This is a genomic window from Agitococcus lubricus (assembly GCF_003051055.1).
GTDB lineage: Bacteria > Pseudomonadota > Gammaproteobacteria > Pseudomonadales > Moraxellaceae > Agitococcus > Agitococcus lubricus.
Genome location: NZ_QAON01000020.1, coordinates 1 through 15566, shown reverse-complemented (window position 1 = coordinate 15566; position 15566 = coordinate 1). Strand labels below are relative to the sequence as shown.

Annotated in this window: 16 protein-coding genes and 2 tRNA genes; 8 read left to right on the top strand and 10 right to left on the bottom strand. The window is 40.4% G+C overall.

Going from position 1 to position 15566, the window contains the following annotated elements:
* Nucleotides 1-126: 126 nt before the first annotated feature.
* Nucleotides 127-1002, top strand: coding sequence for a metal-dependent hydrolase (locus tag C8N29_RS14650; protein ID WP_239987185.1), 876 nt, complete (start codon nt 127-129; stop codon nt 1000-1002).
* On the opposite strand, the gene rtcR is transcribed toward C8N29_RS14650, so the two are convergent.
* On the bottom strand, nt 999-2576 hold the full coding sequence (rtcR, locus tag C8N29_RS14645; protein ID WP_107866819.1) for an RNA repair transcriptional activator RtcR: 1578 nt from the start codon (nt 2574-2576) through the stop codon (nt 999-1001). The two genes, C8N29_RS14650 and rtcR, sit on opposite strands and share 4 nt — an antisense overlap.
* A 417-nt stretch (nt 2577-2993) precedes the next feature.
* On the opposite strand from rtcR, the gene C8N29_RS14640 reads away from it, so the two are divergent.
* From C8N29_RS14640 to C8N29_RS14610, 7 genes are all read left to right on the top strand, one after another.
* Nucleotides 2994-4550: a TROVE domain-containing protein gene (locus C8N29_RS14640; protein WP_107866818.1), complete on the top strand. Its 1557-nt coding sequence runs from the start codon at nt 2994-2996 to the stop codon at nt 4548-4550.
* 53 nt (nt 4551-4603) lie between these two features.
* A complete protein-coding gene (locus C8N29_RS16795; protein WP_170107007.1) occupies nt 4604-4774 on the top strand; it encodes a hypothetical protein in 171 nt (56 codons plus the stop codon).
* Nucleotides 4736-4825 (top strand) — tRNA-Ser (locus C8N29_RS14630). The genes C8N29_RS16795 and C8N29_RS14630 overlap by 39 nt, the downstream gene beginning before the upstream one ends.
* Before the next feature lie 633 nt (nt 4826-5458).
* The gene (locus tag C8N29_RS14625) at nt 5459-6679 is read left to right on the top strand and encodes an RtcB family protein (RefSeq protein ID WP_107866816.1); all 1221 of its coding nucleotides are present in this window, start codon (nt 5459-5461) and stop codon (nt 6677-6679) included.
* A 118-nt stretch (nt 6680-6797) separates the two neighbouring features.
* Nucleotides 6798-7808 carry an RNA 3'-terminal phosphate cyclase gene (gene rtcA / locus C8N29_RS14620; RefSeq protein ID WP_107866849.1) on the top strand — a complete coding sequence of 337 codons (1011 nt, stop codon included), beginning with the start codon at nt 6798-6800 and terminating at the stop codon, nt 7806-7808.
* Nucleotides 7809-8019: 211 nt separating this feature from the next.
* The gene (locus tag C8N29_RS14615; protein ID WP_107866815.1) at nt 8020-9246 is read left to right on the top strand and encodes an alpha/beta hydrolase family protein; all 1227 of its coding nucleotides are present in this window, start codon (nt 8020-8022) and stop codon (nt 9244-9246) included.
* Between the two features lie 89 nt (nt 9247-9335).
* A tRNA-Met gene (locus tag C8N29_RS14610) sits at nt 9336-9412 on the top strand.
* A 127-nt stretch (nt 9413-9539) separates the two neighbouring features.
* Here the strand turns inward: C8N29_RS14610 and C8N29_RS14605 are convergent.
* The 9 genes from C8N29_RS14605 to C8N29_RS14565 all read right to left on the bottom strand — a co-directional run bounded on the left by C8N29_RS14605 (nt 9540) and on the right by C8N29_RS14565 (nt 15480).
* Nucleotides 9540-9890 (bottom strand): hypothetical protein, encoded by a 351-nt coding sequence (locus C8N29_RS14605; protein WP_107866814.1) that lies wholly within the window; start codon nt 9888-9890, stop codon nt 9540-9542.
* A gap of 222 nt (nt 9891-10112) precedes the next feature.
* The gene (locus C8N29_RS14600) at nt 10113-10697 is read right to left on the bottom strand and encodes a hypothetical protein (RefSeq protein ID WP_107866813.1); all 585 of its coding nucleotides are present in this window, start codon (nt 10695-10697) and stop codon (nt 10113-10115) included.
* A gap of 77 nt (nt 10698-10774) precedes the next feature.
* Nucleotides 10775-11299 (bottom strand): hypothetical protein, encoded by a 525-nt coding sequence (locus C8N29_RS14595; RefSeq protein WP_107866812.1) that lies wholly within the window; start codon nt 11297-11299, stop codon nt 10775-10777.
* A gap of 462 nt (nt 11300-11761) precedes the next feature.
* The gene (locus C8N29_RS14590; protein ID WP_107866811.1) at nt 11762-12004 is read right to left on the bottom strand and encodes a hypothetical protein; all 243 of its coding nucleotides are present in this window, start codon (nt 12002-12004) and stop codon (nt 11762-11764) included.
* Between the two features lie 165 nt (nt 12005-12169).
* On the bottom strand, nt 12170-12751 hold the full coding sequence (locus C8N29_RS14585) for a hypothetical protein (protein WP_107866810.1): 582 nt from the start codon (nt 12749-12751) through the stop codon (nt 12170-12172).
* Nucleotides 12752-12876: 125 nt separating this feature from the next.
* Nucleotides 12877-13377, bottom strand: a complete 501-nt coding sequence (locus C8N29_RS14580; protein ID WP_107866809.1) for a hypothetical protein — start codon at nt 13375-13377, stop codon at nt 12877-12879.
* A 129-nt stretch (nt 13378-13506) separates the two neighbouring features.
* On the bottom strand, nt 13507-13899 hold the full coding sequence (locus C8N29_RS14575) for a hypothetical protein (RefSeq protein WP_146164478.1): 393 nt from the start codon (nt 13897-13899) through the stop codon (nt 13507-13509).
* A 137-nt stretch (nt 13900-14036) separates the two neighbouring features.
* Complete coding sequence (locus C8N29_RS14570) at nt 14037-14426, bottom strand: hypothetical protein (protein WP_107866807.1); 390 nt, start codon at nt 14424-14426, stop codon at nt 14037-14039.
* Nucleotides 14427-14529: 103 nt separating this feature from the next.
* On the bottom strand, nt 14530-15480 hold the full coding sequence (locus C8N29_RS14565) for a hypothetical protein (RefSeq protein WP_107866806.1): 951 nt from the start codon (nt 15478-15480) through the stop codon (nt 14530-14532).
* Nucleotides 15481-15566 lie beyond the last annotated feature (86 nt).

Genomic DNA, 15566 nt, shown 5'->3' with positions numbered 1-15566 from the left:
GATAGTACAAGTTTAGGGGCTGTTGACTTTTTGAAGATTTTTTATCCTCTCGCCATACCTAGGCTTGACTTATGGGCAAAATCCATCTACAAAAGAACCATATAGTTCTTTTGTAGATTAAGGTGCATGATGAACACAAACTTAAATCCAGTACAAGCAACCGTGTCGAGTTTTTCTTCTATGACAAATCGCTTAAAAGCCTCTTTTCCCGTCAGACGGTTAAGTTTTGATTTTCAGCACTCAGAGCGTTATTGGTTTGATGGCAATGTTTATTACACGCATTTTATGAATGCGATGTCAGCTATTTTTCCGCAAGGTGAATTGATGCTGATTGAAGCGTTACGCAATATTAGAAGCAGTATTAACGACCCTATTTTGCAAGCAGAAATCAGTGCGTTTATTGGTCAAGAAGCAATGCATGCCAAAGAGCATATGGCATTTAATCGTTATGCCGAAGCGCAACAAATTGACCTCGACAGTCTGCAAAAAGAAGTAAAGGTGTTATATCAATGGATGCAAAAACTTTTGCCACCAATGCATATTATGGCCATTGGTTGTGCGATTGAGCATATTACCGCCACCTTAGGCGCAGAACTGTTACGCCGTGATGACTGGAATCATCGCTTACACGGTGCGGTTGGCGAATTATGGTTATGGCATGCGGTAGAAGAAAATGAACATAAAGCGGTATTTTTTGATGCCTACGTCGCTTGTAACGGCACTTATTTGTCCAGAGTGTTTTATATGACAATGGCAGGCAGTGCGCTCGCCTTTTTGATTGCTAACAATATGCAGCGTTTATTAAGAGCTGATAAGGCTTTATCAGTCAAAGGCATCGCTAAGTTTATTAAAGACTTTACTGGCAAAGGGGGCTTGCTCACTTGGCAAACGATTCAAGCCTTTATAGATTATTATAAACCCAGTTTTCATCCCTTTAATCATGACACTAAAGACTTAGAAAAAACATGGCACCAACGTCTTAAACTATCAACCATCAATTAAATATCACCCCACTGCAAATCAAACTTTGCCAAATATTTTTTCAAACGGTCAGCATCATTAGTGCTGGCCTTTTGTTGCCGTGATTGAGCAAACAACTGTCGGCCTGCCTCTGATAAACTGTTTGCTTGCTGACAAACCGCTAACACCGCTTCCAACTGAAACAAATCAAAATCATCAAATGTTTGCCATGTATTGGGTAAAAATTGCTTACATAAGCTAAATGCCTCTTGTTGTTGATTTGACCACAATTTTTCTAAACGCTGAATTTCTTTATTCACATCCTCACAAGTGACACGTCCACCATTCGCTAAGGTTGCCATCCGACTCACTGATGACGATAAATCCCTAAAGTTTCCCGACCACAAGGCTTTTGGCTGTAAGGCATAAGCTAAATAATCTTGCCGTGCTTCTTTGTTAAAACGCACTTCTCGGCCTTGTTCACGGGCAAAACGCGCTAATTCAAACTCGATGTTTGGCTCAATATCTTCACGACGCTCGCTTAAAGGTGGCAAATGAAACGTCCACATATTCAATCGTGCATACAAATCTTCTCTAAAATTGCCTAAACGCACTTCTTCCGCCAAATCTCGACACGTACCTGCAATTAATTGAAAATCACTTTGTACTTCTTTATCTGCCCCAACAGGATAAAAACGTTTTTCTTCAATGGCTTTTAACAACATCGCTTGTTCGTCTGCACCCAATTCACCAATTTCATCCAAAAACAACAAGCCACCATCAGCACTACGCAACAAACCCGCCCTTGCACTCACCGCCCCTGTAAAAGCTCCTTTAGCATGACCAAACAAGGTAGACATGGCACTATCACCGCGCAAAGTCGCACAATTGACCTCAACAAATTCACCGCGCAACTGATGACGCTGCTTTTTTAACTCATAGACACGCCGTGCCAAAAATGACTTACCAACCCCCGTTGCCCCCAACAACAACACAGGACTACGTGAACGCAATGCCACTTGCTCAATTTCGGCAATCATCACATTAAAAGTCGGATTTTTGGTGGCAATACCCGATTTTAAGTGATTTTGGATTTCTAAACGTTCATCGGCAAAACGGCTAGCTAATAAGTTGTAGCGAGACAAATCCAAATCAATAATATCTAAACGACCACTTTCGCCATTTTGTTGTTTACGTGGTGGTGAGCTTTGCAAAATTTTGGCAGGGAAATAACGCGTTTCGGTCAGCAAAAACAAACAAATTTGCGCGACATGTGTGCCTGTGGTGATGTGAACCAAATACTGATGTTTATCAATATCAAATTGATAAGCACGCGCATACTCATACAATGCGCCATAAACCTCTTGAAAATCCCAAGGATTCTCCAAAGGCATTAAATAGGGTTCAACCACGGTTTCTGGCGAAATAAAGGCAATATCATCCATCACCACGTTTAATAAATCGAGATATTGCTCGTTATAAAACAAAACCAGTTTATCAATAATAAAATCATCATGTTGACATAAGGCCACATTTGGCCGCCATTTCTCCCACCGTCCACGACCTTTGGCTGCATCTAATTGTGAACCTAAAAAACTAAAAACAATGGTTTTCATGGCTTTTTTATACCATTCCTCAGAGTTACGTTAAATATTTGTAGCCTGTATGCAGCGTAGCGAAATACAGGAAAAACAACGCGTTAAATTGAGTAATCCTGTGTTACGTTACACTCCACACAGGCTACCGACTGTATCTAATCTTAATGGTTTCGACTCCGCTCAACCATCATAAAGATTTATATATTTTTATAATATACTATCTATAAATATATAAAAATTAAATTTTTAAACAGCACAAAAAACCTTAAACAAGAAAAAATAAAATTTTTAATTATTAAAAATCAATATCTTACAAATTATATTTTGATAATTTTTCAAAGTTGGCACATGCCATGCAAATTATACAGCAAGCGAAAATCAAAAAATTCAAAATGACTTAAATATACAAAGTCTATAAAAACAGGAGTTTTTAACATGGCAAATGCAAACTTGTTTAAATCAATGGTTGGAAAGTTGTTGCCATCAACCAATACAAAAAATGAAGCAGGCGGCAATGCTTATGCTTTCACCCCTCGTCATGCCCTTGCACAATATGCCATGACAGGTTGTTTGAGTCATACCTTTTATAGCTCTGCCGAGATGCAGTTGGAAAAGGTATTAACCACAGCGCAAGAAATTGATGATGAGTTCTTGGCTAAATTGGCGATTTATAGCCGCGAACAAGGGGCAATGAAAGATATGCCAGCCGTGTTGTTGGCGATCTTGGCAGCACGTCAAAGTGCTTATTTTGCAGTGGCTTTTGCTCGTGTGGTTAACAACGGCAAGATGTTGCGTAACTTTGTACAAATCGTGCGTTCTGGCGTAACTGGTCGAAAATCCTTGGGTTCTCGCCCAAAACGTTTGGTGCAAACATGGTTAAACGAAGCCTCTACCCAAAAACTGCTTAATGCGGCTGTGGGTAATGATCCTTCGTTGGCTGATGTGGTGAAGATGGTTCACCCTCAACCTAAAAATGCAGAGCAAGCCGCTGTTTTTGCTTGGTTAATTGGCAAGCCTTTTGATGTCAACGCCTTGCCTAAAGTGATTCAAGATTATGAATTAGTTAAACGTGGTGTCAGCATCGATTTGCCTGATGTGCCTTTTCAAATGTTGACTCATTTGACCTTGAACACTGAGCAATGGACAAATATTGGCAAAAATATGGGTTGGCAAGCCTTGCGTATCAATCTAAACACCCTGCTACGTCATAGCGTGTTTAATGATGCGAAGATGGTGAATTGGGTCGCTGATCGTTTGCGTGATAAAGAGAGCATTCGCAAAAGCAATGCTTTCCCCTATCAACTGATGATGGCTTACCAAGCGGCTAAACAAGAGATGCCTGCTCCCATTGTCGATGCTTTGCAAGATGCGTTGGAAGTTGCTTTAAGCAATGTCCCAGACTTGCAAGGAAAGAAAGTTGTGGTTTGCCCTGATGTGTCAGGTTCAATGCAATCGGTAGTCACAGGTTATCGCAAAGGCGCAACCAGTTCTGTACGTTGTATTGATGTGGCGGGTTTGGTCTCTGCGGCAATGTTGCGTAATAACCCACAAACCGTTGTGTTGCCTTTTGAAAACAAGGTGGTAGACATACGTTTGAATAGCCGTGATAGCGTTCTAACCAATGCCAAACGTTTGGCAAGTATTGGGGGTGGTGGCACAGATTGTAGCGCACCGTTGACTTGGTTAAACAAGCAAAAATCGGCGGTTGATGTGGTGATTTTTGTCTCTGATAACGAGTCTTGGCTACGCAATTATGCTTATGGGGCAAGCGAAACCATGCGTCAGTGGGCCATCATCAAACAACGCAATCCAAAAGCCAAATTGATTTGTATTGATATCCAACCTTATGCCAGCACACAAGCTTTAGATGGTGAGGATGTTTTAAACATTGGCGGCTTTAGTGATGAAGTATTTAAGTTGATTGGGCTATTCGCCAACAATCAATTGAGTGCCAATCATTGGGTTGAGGTCATTGATAAAGTGGTGTTGTAAGGGCAGCCCTTATGGCTGCCCAATTAAGACAACTATTTTGTAGGATAGCTACAATGGCTACCTATACGACAGAATGTGGTGCAAATGCCTTGTGGGAGTACATTGGTGTATTGTTGGTTCGAATCCAACACCTTGTTTTAGGCAAGGTGAAACTCTCACGCCTATTTGTTGCACCATCTAAATTTGGAGACGTGGTGGAGTGGCTTAACACACCTCTTTGCTAAAGAGTTAATCCCTAACGGGATTCGTGAGTTCGAATCTCACCGTCTCCGCCAAATTGAATACGAATGCAGCTTGGATTACATCGCTATTAGTCGGAACGAGCGTACCGACGATCTAAGTCTTTTAGTCGTATTCTTAAAGTTTAACTAGCAAATGCTTATGGAACTACATCGCTGAAAACGACCGTGTCGCGGGTTCAATTCCCGCCAGTCTTATCACCAAGTTGGCATAAGACTGTAGCTCAGCAGGTAGAGCAGGACTGTTTCATTAATCCTAGTTGCTAGTTAATTAAATAGGTGATGAATGCTCGGTGGGAATACATCTGACTCGTAATCAGTGTGCCGTTGGTACGCGTATCTCACCAACTCTAGTCATCACTCTCAATTTGCAGCAAATGCCTGTGGAATTACATTTGGTTAGTGTAAAAATTTCACATAAAACTCGTTGTTGCATCTATTTTAGGACTTACGCGGTAATTTAGATGAAATGCGTAAGTCATGTTTATGCTAAGCGACTTCTGTCCTTAGTTAATGAATTATAGCGAATGCTTTGATGGGATTACATACGCAAGGGACTAAAAATCCCTCTCTTTTCGGGTTCGAATCCCGACTTGCTTAGCAAGTGGCGAAAATGGCAAAAACATCTCATTACCCTTAGTCGCTATTTTATTTAAAAAGGAAATCAACATGAAAACTGGTAACTATGACGTATTACAACACGATAAAAGCTCACCGATTAAAATGTGGACACAAGGTGTGCCCGTAGAAGATGCCGCAAAAAAACAACTGTTAAATGCAGCAAACTTACCTTTTATTTATAAATGGATTGCGGCTATGCCTGATGTACATTTAGGTAAAGGCGCAACCATTGGTAGTGTGATTCCAACCAAAGGGGCAATAATTCCTGCGGCGGTGGGTGTGGATATTGGTTGTGGAATGATTGCGGTTAAAACTTCCTTACATGCCACAGATTTGCCCGATAATTTAGCCCCCTTACGCGCTGCTATCGAGAAAGCAGTGCCACACGGAAAAACCTTTGGTAAACGTGATGAAGGTGCATGGCATAATCCACCTGCTGAAGCGGATGCGGCATGGTCAGTGTTAGCCGATGATTTTAAAAAAATCACCGATAAATATCCACGCTTAAAAAACACCAATAACCGTAATCATATTGGGACATTAGGAACAGGTAATCACTTTATTGAAGTGTGTTTAGATGAAAATCAGCAAGTCTGGTTTATGTTGCATAGTGGATCACGCGGTGTGGGAAATGCGATTGGTGAGCATTTTATTGCCTTAGCCAAACGCGATATGGAACGTTGGTTTATTCATTTACCCGATAAAGACTTAGCCTATTTTGCCGAACAAACCGAACATTTTGATGATTATTGTTATGCGGTTGACTGGGCGCAACGTTTTGCTAAGGCTAACCGCGAGTTAATGATGCAAAATGTGATTAAAGCAGCTCGTGCTATTATTAGCAAACCGTTTAGTGCCGATATGTTAGCGGTGAATTGTCATCATAACTATGTATCGCGTGAAATGCATTATGGTGAAAACGTCTTAGTGACGCGTAAAGGTGCAGTAAGTGCGCGCAAAGATGAATTAGGGATTATTCCAGGGAGTATGGGTGCTTGCTCGTTTATTGTCCGTGGTTTGGGAAACGAAGAAAGTTTTCAGAGCTGTTCACACGGTGCAGGACGAACCATGTCACGCGCTGAAGCCAAACGACGCTTTACCATAGAGGATCATGCCAAAGCGACTGAGGGCGTGGAGTGTCGTAAAGATAAAGAAGTGGTCGATGAAACCCCTGCTGCTTATAAACCGATTGAGGCAGTTATGCACGCTCAACGTGACTTGGTGGAAGTGGTTCATACCTTAAAACAAGTGGTTTGTGTAAAGGGGTAACCCTTCGACTGCGCTCAGGGAGCATTCACTCGTTGAGCGGAGGATATTTTGGTGGTTGAGCTTAGTCGTGGTGGTTGAGCGTAGTCGAAACCATGATGATGAATACAAAGGATTTTTTATGATAACAATCGACGGTTCTTATGGTGAAGGCGGTGGTCAAATGCTCCGCTCTGCCCTTGCCTTAAGTATGGTAACTGGCCAAGCCTTTACCATGCACAGCATTCGTGCCAAACGTAGTAAAAAAGGTTTATTACGCCAACATTTAACGGCGGTAAAAGCAGCCCAACAAATTTGCTCTGCCGAAGTCACAGGTGCAGAACTCAACAGCCTACAACTCACCTTTATTCCGCAAGCGATTAAACACGGCAACTATAAATTTGAGATTGGCACAGCGGGTAGCACGACCCTCGTCTTACAAGCCATATTGCCTGCTTTATTATTTGCCGATGATATTAGCACCATTACCATTACAGGTGGCACACACAACCAATCTGCGCCACCTGCTGATTTTTTACAGTTAGCTTTTTTGCCACAACTCGCCAAAATGGGTGCGCATATTGAGTTAACTATTCGCCGACATGGCTTTTTTCCTGCGGGCGGCGGCGAGATTAATGTCACGGTTCATCCTTGTAAACAATTAAAACCTTTAGTGTTAATTGAACGTGGCCAAGAACAACAACGTTTTGCCATCAGTGTTTTGAGTAATTTGCCAAGCCATATTGCTGAACGTGAACTAGCCAGTTTACAAACTACATTGGGTTTAACTGCGGAACAATGTCGCATCCAAACGGTACGGGCTTTAGGTCATGGCAATGTCTTGTTATTAGCGTGTGCAAATGAACATGTGACTAATGTTTTTACAGGATTTGGCGAATATGGAGTTAGTGCTGAAAAAGTCGCAACGCTATTAGCCAAAGAAGCCAAACATTTTTTGAGCAGCTCAGCGGCTGTTGATGAATATTTGGCCGACCAATTATTACTCCCCATCGCTTTAGCCAACGGTGGGAGTTTTACCACCCACATACTCAGCAACCATTGCTTAAGTAATATTCATGTGATTGAACAATTTTTGGACTGTCAATTTATCATTGAGCGATTTGGCACAGACTTAGTAAAAATGAGTTTATAGCGCCCGTTTTTCTTGCTAGTTTCTCTTTTTCCCGCTATTTTACCGTACTATCGTCCAAAAAGTTACATTCTAAGACGAGAACATCCAACGCCTAATACCCAGAACTGATGCCAATCATGGTTTTATGCAGATAAAACTTTATATAGAAAAAGGCTTCTATTCAGTGCCAGATGATTTCTCGTCCACAATAGCTCATTATCGTAGGTATATTATGGAAAAATTGAGTTCTATCGTCTCGCGAGTCGCCAATCAAACGTATGGCCAATCCCGCCATTTTGCCCCACAACAGCCGTGGTGGAATTCTTTAGAACCAAGTTTTCATAAATTTCCTGATGACTTTTATCTTGATTTCAAAACCCAGATGATGGTCGAAGGGACTGCCGCTTTAGATATTGGACTACGCACCGCTATGGCATCCTTAGCCAGCGTCTGTTGTTTACCCTTTACACTCGCACCCAAGCAATTAGCTGAAGATTTTAGCGACCGCCATTTTTATCAAAAAATTGGTGAAACCCATGACCCCACTCAGTTTTTCAAAAAACCAAGCGAAAAAGTAGTGGTACACAAACACTCTGCTGGCATGATGGCATACAAACCGACAGATGGTGGTGTCTGTGAGTTATTGTCGTTTAGCAGCCCATTTGAAGCCGTCAATCCCAAAAAAAGAGTTGCGTATGCCAGTCTGACACATAACCAAACCGCTTGGGCGCAACATTGGCGACATGGCGATAAACCTAGACCCACTATCTGTATGATTCACGGATTTATGGCAGACCCTTACTGGTTTAATAGTAAGTGGTTAGCATTGCCTTGGTTTTATAAACAAGGTTACGATATTTTGCTGTATACCTTACCTTTTCATGGTCGCCGTCGCGCACCGACTGAACCATTTGGGGGTTATGGTTACTTTGCACACGGTATTTTGCACATTAACGAGGCCGTAGCTCATGCTGTTTATGACTTTAGGCTGTTTATGGATTACTTAGAAAGCACAGGCGTAGAAAAAATAGGCGTCACAGGGATATCCTTGGGTGGCTATACCAGTGCAATTTTAGCGGCTGTTGAGGATCGATTACAATTTTCGATGCCTAATGTACCTGTCGTCAGCTTAGTCGATTTGTTATATGAATGGTTTCCTGTTGCACCTTTAGTAAAAACAGGATTACGCATTGCGGGTATTAACATTCACGAAGCCAGACATACCCTGTCGGTACAATGTCCACTGACTTACGCACCTAAACTACCCAAAGAGCGACTGATGATTATTAGTGGTGCGGGAGATAGACTAGCGCCACCCAAACATAGTCGCCTGTTATGGGAACATTGGGATAGATGTCGTCTACATTGGTTTCCGGGGAATCACATTTTGCACTTAGACCAAGGGAAATATTTACGCGATATGGCACAATTTTTACGCGACATTGAATTTAATCGCTAATTTTTAGCTTTTTTGATGTCATTGCCTAAAATAACAACAACAAAGACTTGACAGAAAGTCGATTGCTAAAGAGAATATGCGCCTCTCTTGGCTATGTAGCTCAGTCGGTTAGAGCACAGCACTCATAATGCTGGGGTCGCAAGTTCGAGTCTCGCCATAGCCACCAGAATTCTCTATATATATCAAAGCCTTGCAAATATGCAGGGCTTTTTTATTTTTAGTTGTTTTTTTCTGGGCTACACGGGGGCTACAGTAGAAAGAAAAACATCCTTTTAGGCTTATATGCAAACTCCTTAAGATGGATAAGCCACAGCCCTTAATTTACTTATCATTTTCTCTCTATCCGCTTTTTTGATTGTTTTAAAAGAACCAAAATAATTTATTGATCTATTCCATCTAAAACGCTTATCACCATACGTGTCTAAAATCATACCGCCTTTATATAGCGGTCTCTTATTAGCCGCCTTACGTTTTCGCTCTGCCACTTTATCAGCAGTATGCTCTCCAGTCTTAAACGCATTTTGAGAAACAATGGCTTTACCTTGTTCACTGGTTGGCCCTGTCGATTTAAGCCATATTTTGTGTTGACGTATTTTTTCAGCTTGCGCCTTACGCTGTTCCTCTGTCCATTGTCTTGCAGCCATGACTCACCCCACTAAATAACTATCAGTTTGTTTTAAAAATAGAGTTTAAGGTGTGATTAGCGTCAACTAAGATGAGGGTTACACCGTCAACTAAAAACGGCTAAAGTGAGTATTATCAATGGCTGCAATGGTAGCAACGCTGAGTTGACGGTTGCCTACCGTCAACTTGCTTAGATTCAAAAACTAGCCAAAGGGTCGCGTTTCAAACGCGACCCTTAGCCATTAAGCGGATTCTCTCGATAGCCTGTAAAACAAGTCACTCTTAATTTTATTAGCCGTGTCATAAATGCCTTGAAAGTCTGCCGACACTTCTGCCAGCTCTTGACTAATGGCCTGTTGTTCTTGCTGTAACTGGGGCAAGGTATCATCTAGGCTAATAATCTGAATAATTTGCTCTTTGCTAAAGCCTTGTTGATTGAGTATCGCCTCTTTGTTCTTTTTGACGTTTGGATAGCTTTTTATTTTGCCAATCACCGCGCGTAGTTTTGCCTCTAGGTCGTTTTTCTTAGCGCGTAAAAACTTGAGAGGCTCGGCGTGCTTGGCAATATATTCATCATAAGCCGCCATTGCTTTTTGTGCGTCCTGTTCTGTTTTAGCAAATAGCTGCTTTTGTTGGTTTTGCACAATATAAAAGGCTTCAACGGTGGCAATGTTCTTTTCTTTAACGATTGCCAGTAAGGTATCAACCAACGGATGATAACCCCCAAGACGAGTAATGTTAGCTTGCTGCTCTAATAGCATGGCTGCAAAGGCGTAGGCTTCACCTGCTTGATGGTTTGATTGGTAAGTGGACATATAAGCGGACATAAAAATAACTCTCTAAAGGTCTTTAGGTGCAAGTATTGTCACTCAGTTTGTCTCTACCAGTTTGCTGATAGTTCCAGTTAGCACTTAGGGAATGGATTGTTAAACGAGGCTCTTTTTTTAATCTGTGCCGCTTCATATTCATATTCATATTTTTTGTGTAGGTTATGCAGTTGTTGGCAAGTATCCATCGTCATATTCACGACTTGAGATAACCTTTTAATAATCACATCAACTTTTTTACGTGCGGTCTCTACGTCCTTAATCGTCCACATATCGCGCTTAACCTCTCGAAACACACCATTAACCACCGTCATGTCTTTATTCGGCTTTTTAGTGGCCTTGTCGTCTTTAAAGGTAATACCGCTAAGCATCTCCTCCAGTAGTTCTGAATCTTCAACCAATTTAGGATTCATTTGCTTAATGAGGGCAATGTATTCATCTTTGGTTAAATTCTTACCCGTGGCATTTTTACGGCCATTCTGAGCAACCTTTTGTTTGCCTTTGGTGGTTTTAGGCCCTGTCGATAATTCCCATATTTTTTGTTTACGCATTTTTTCAGCTTGCGCGGCTCTTTGTTCGTTTGTCCAAGTACGTCTAGGCATGACATCACCTTTTTACCGAAAAGATAACTATTAGTTTGGGTCTAAGGATATTTTCGCATGGGTCAAGGACACCGCCCTCATAGGTGTTCCAGTACACCGCCACCAAAACATCAGGTAGGCTTATAAGTATTGAAAAATAAGGCTTTTTTACAGATAGGATAAAAATAACAAGCAAACTGATTGTTTTTAACTGATAGTTGATTTTTCCAGTATTTCAATAGTGGTCTAAGTATTGATAGCTAAGGGTTTGATACCGAAAAAAGCACTTGAAAAATACCGAAAAATTGGAAAAAGGCTCACTATTAGTTTGACCCCTGTTTTTTCCAGTGATTAGGCTATGTTTAAGCCGTAAAGATAAGCCTAAAACGTGTCGATTTTGAGCCAGTAAATAAACATGAGGGCATAAAAAAGAGGCACGTCCAAAACTGGACACACCCCTAAATATACGTTACTAAGTAACAGCTATTTATCATCTACCGAAAAATAGTCTTGCCACTGGTAAGAGTCTGTTTCTAGTGAATTAATAATCGCTTTATCGGCTAATAAGATCATTTCTTGGATGATATTTTTTTGAGGTTCATCATAATGAGAGGAGAGCCGTTTTAGGGCAAGACTGGCTTCTTCGCTAATCCAAACGTGTAGGGCTTTATCCCCTTGTTTATTTTCTCGATAGGCTTTTTGTCGTTCTGCGTTGGTTTTGGCCATAGCTTTTACTCTTGTTACTTAGTAACAAAAATTGATTGTAGCCATAACAAAATTAAAAACTGAGAGTACCTCAAAACCGTAAAAAATAACACCATAATCGACTGGGTGCTTGTCACACTTGACGCAAAAGTTAGAAATATACAAAACACTTAATAAAAAGCCTAACTACAATAAATGGTCTTTCCAAAAAATCACAGTAATTGTTACAAATACAAACAACACAATAATCAGTTTAGGCATTTTCGCACTTAAAAAATACTGTGGCATGCGACTATTTTTATTTATGTTTTCGGTTTTGAACTCATCATGAAGCGATAAGCCACAACAAGGACAATAGTTAATTTTTCGTCTTTCTAACCCTATCGAAGCTAATTCAGTTGCAGCAAACGTAAGAGAAGCATCACATTTAGGACATTTAAGTTTTAATGTCGCAATTTTCACTATTGCTACTACAAAAATCCCGATACCAATTGATAATAAACCCCAAATAGTTGGAATACAAAAGCTAATTATTAGAAACGCAAATGATAAAGCAAAAATGCCAAACACTGCCCTTCGCGCTTGCCCAATAAGAAAATCTAAAATCGTATAAACATCCTTAGTATCAACGCTGAAGTTCTCTGAACATTTTTCACATTCGTAGTAATGCTTTATAAAATTCCCTTCTTTATTTGTAAATTTCGACAAAGGAGAACTTTCACTTACAAAAATGCTATTACACTTTGGACATTTAATATGAGCATCCATAATAAATTTCTAACTTAAAACTTAACAGGCAATGCCCCGCAACAAAATGGAAATGTGCGAGGTGGCCAAAATTATCAAAAATTGCCCCATAATTGGCTGGGGCATTGTCCTTGTTGAAGTGCGAGTTAGGCACTTTCAAACAACGGAAGGACATTTTCATAAATAGAACGAAGTAAATTCGTATACTCATTCGCTTCAGATTTTAATAATTCATGGCGATAGTCTAAAAGTGCTTTTGCAAGTGCCTGAAGTGCAGGATCACTAGAAAGCCTCATTTTTTCAATAATTGCAGCTATTTCATATACTTCCTTGGCATGTTCTGTGACTTTGGCAATATATTCATCGTACTTCATAATCCCTTGCAGTCTAGAAAAATGAAATGGCAGTTCTTTGTTGGCTCTGTATATCCAGCAAAGCTGTGGAATTAATAGCTGAACAAAATAAAACCTCTTCAGACATCTAGAATCAGCCGCGAAGCGAAACAAATCTTCTGTTGTGCACTCATTACCAATTGCACGATCAAACCAGTCAGCATCTGTATCCTGATACGACTCAAACTCTTCATCAAGCTCCGAAGAGTATGCCCATCGCTCAATGGTTATGAAATCAAATTTCGGGCGATTCATAAAATGCCTAACTTTAACGCTAAGAGGTAGCACCCCTCAACAAACTACAACCTGAGATTGACCTCAGAACCATTGAAAAATACACCAAAACCGCGCGGGGTGCTATCCTACTTGAGCGTTGAGTTAGAATTAATCTTGGTTATTTTCTAAATGTGAAGAAAATAATATTCCCAACGAGAAAGACCAAAGCAACATACCAATCGTAAATATCTTAAAGCCTAAACGAATACTCGTATCGTTAATACCAAAAATATTACGACTAAATTCATCTATACCAACCATTACTGGAACAAGTATAAAAATCAGGCTAATCTTCTGTTTTTCGTTCAATATTTTTCTTTTATTAGCTCTTACTCGACTCAGACAGTAAAAACCAAACCCATATGGCAAACAAATTAAAGCAGCCTTTATAATATCAAGACCAAAAGATGTGATGAGAGAAAGAACCATCCATCCCAAGAAGCCACTTAACAATGGCAAACCATCAATATATGGAAAATATTCTTGTTTATTCTCACTCATTTTCCATTCCATTAAATTCTAACTACCTGCGCTAAGGGGTAACGTCCCCACAGCAAAATAAACAACTGAGACGTACCTCAGAACCATCAAAAACTGCCCCATAAGTGGCTGGGTTGTTATCAGACTTGAACCGAAAGTTAGGTTTTCCATGCCAAAGCCCGATCTTCGTATTTAAAAACCTCATATGGAGGAACTTTACCATTTAACATTACTGGCACATTTACTCCGCTTCTGTCGCTACCATCCTGTTCAGGCGGCCAAACCATCCAGTCTATATCGTAGTACCACCAGCCACCTTCGTATTTGCTAGTTCTTTTCAATGCACAAGAATGAAATTCAGGCTCTGCCCATGGGTAATCATTGAGGAGAACCAATAGAGTACGCTTAGATATTTCGATGGCTTCACGAGGTGGTAATGGAGGGTAATCTTCAGTTTCTGGCCATGAAGGCTGATCAGCTCCGACCACGTTATCAATAGAAAACTTAAAGAGAAGTTCTTCGGAATAGTAAGAATATATCTTTGGCACCCCAGCCTCCTTGCAGGAACCTAACGCCTTGCCCACCGGAAAATTGGGAGCGCAGCGAGTAATTTTTCCGCGTGAAGCAACTTGTTATGTGTTTATTGCGCTACTAGAACTTGTACTTACTTAAAATATCTCTGTTATCTTCTACAGCACTTTCATACCATTTAAGACTCCATCTCCACTCTTTTGGTCTTGGCTTGCAATCAGAGCATTTATCACAATGCTGTTCTTTAAAACTATGCCCAAAACTTGGGCCATCTGAATCATCATATAGCCTGCTTAATAGATTTCCAGTTCCGTGAGCATAACCGTGTTTCAAGCATACTAATAAGTGCATTCCACCAGTAGAGTGCATCCTAAGAGACTGAGCTATAATTCCACCTGGGCGATAATGAACAAATAAGCTTTCGCAGTTCCTCATAATACTGCTGGGATCATAGTTTTTTAGACCCATCTCTACAATGTGACCATATTCACTTTCTGGATCATCCGGGTCCATTCCAAGATTTTTAGCCATATTGGTAAAATAAGCTTTTTGTTCCTCAATACTTAGAGAGTAAAAATCCTTATTATCATCAACAGATAAAATAGATTCTTCAATAGAATCTAAAGCTTCTTCAAAATCAGGCAAGCTAGAAAGTATTAATTTCCGCGCTTCTTGTGTCGCTTGCGGGTCTTCTTTAAGCGACGTCGACATTAGAAGGTATAAACGCTTAATTTTAAAAAAGTCTTTCGTGATGATGCAATATGCCATCACCAGCGAAGCCATACTTTCATGCCAAAAACCTAAGAACTCGATAGATTCCTTTGATCCTCTTGAATTATGTATACCCTTAAATAGAAGAACTGAGGCATATATATCAGTAAATAAGCCGGCAAGAACATGATATTGACCATCTCTTGTTAGGCGATTACACAGCTCAATAATTTTTTGTAAAGATAAGCTGCATTCACGATAAAACTCATGAGTTTGGTTGTTAAATATGAGGTATTCTAAGGAATCTCTTTCAAAGTTAGAAATTGAATGATGAGTTGCATGAAGCTGCTCGGTAATCATCCCCTTTTTAACCGAAGTTAAAAGTAGAGGTTTAGGCCACTAGAGCCAGCTTTTGCTTTGGCGGTCTCCCGCCATTCGCCTTGTTC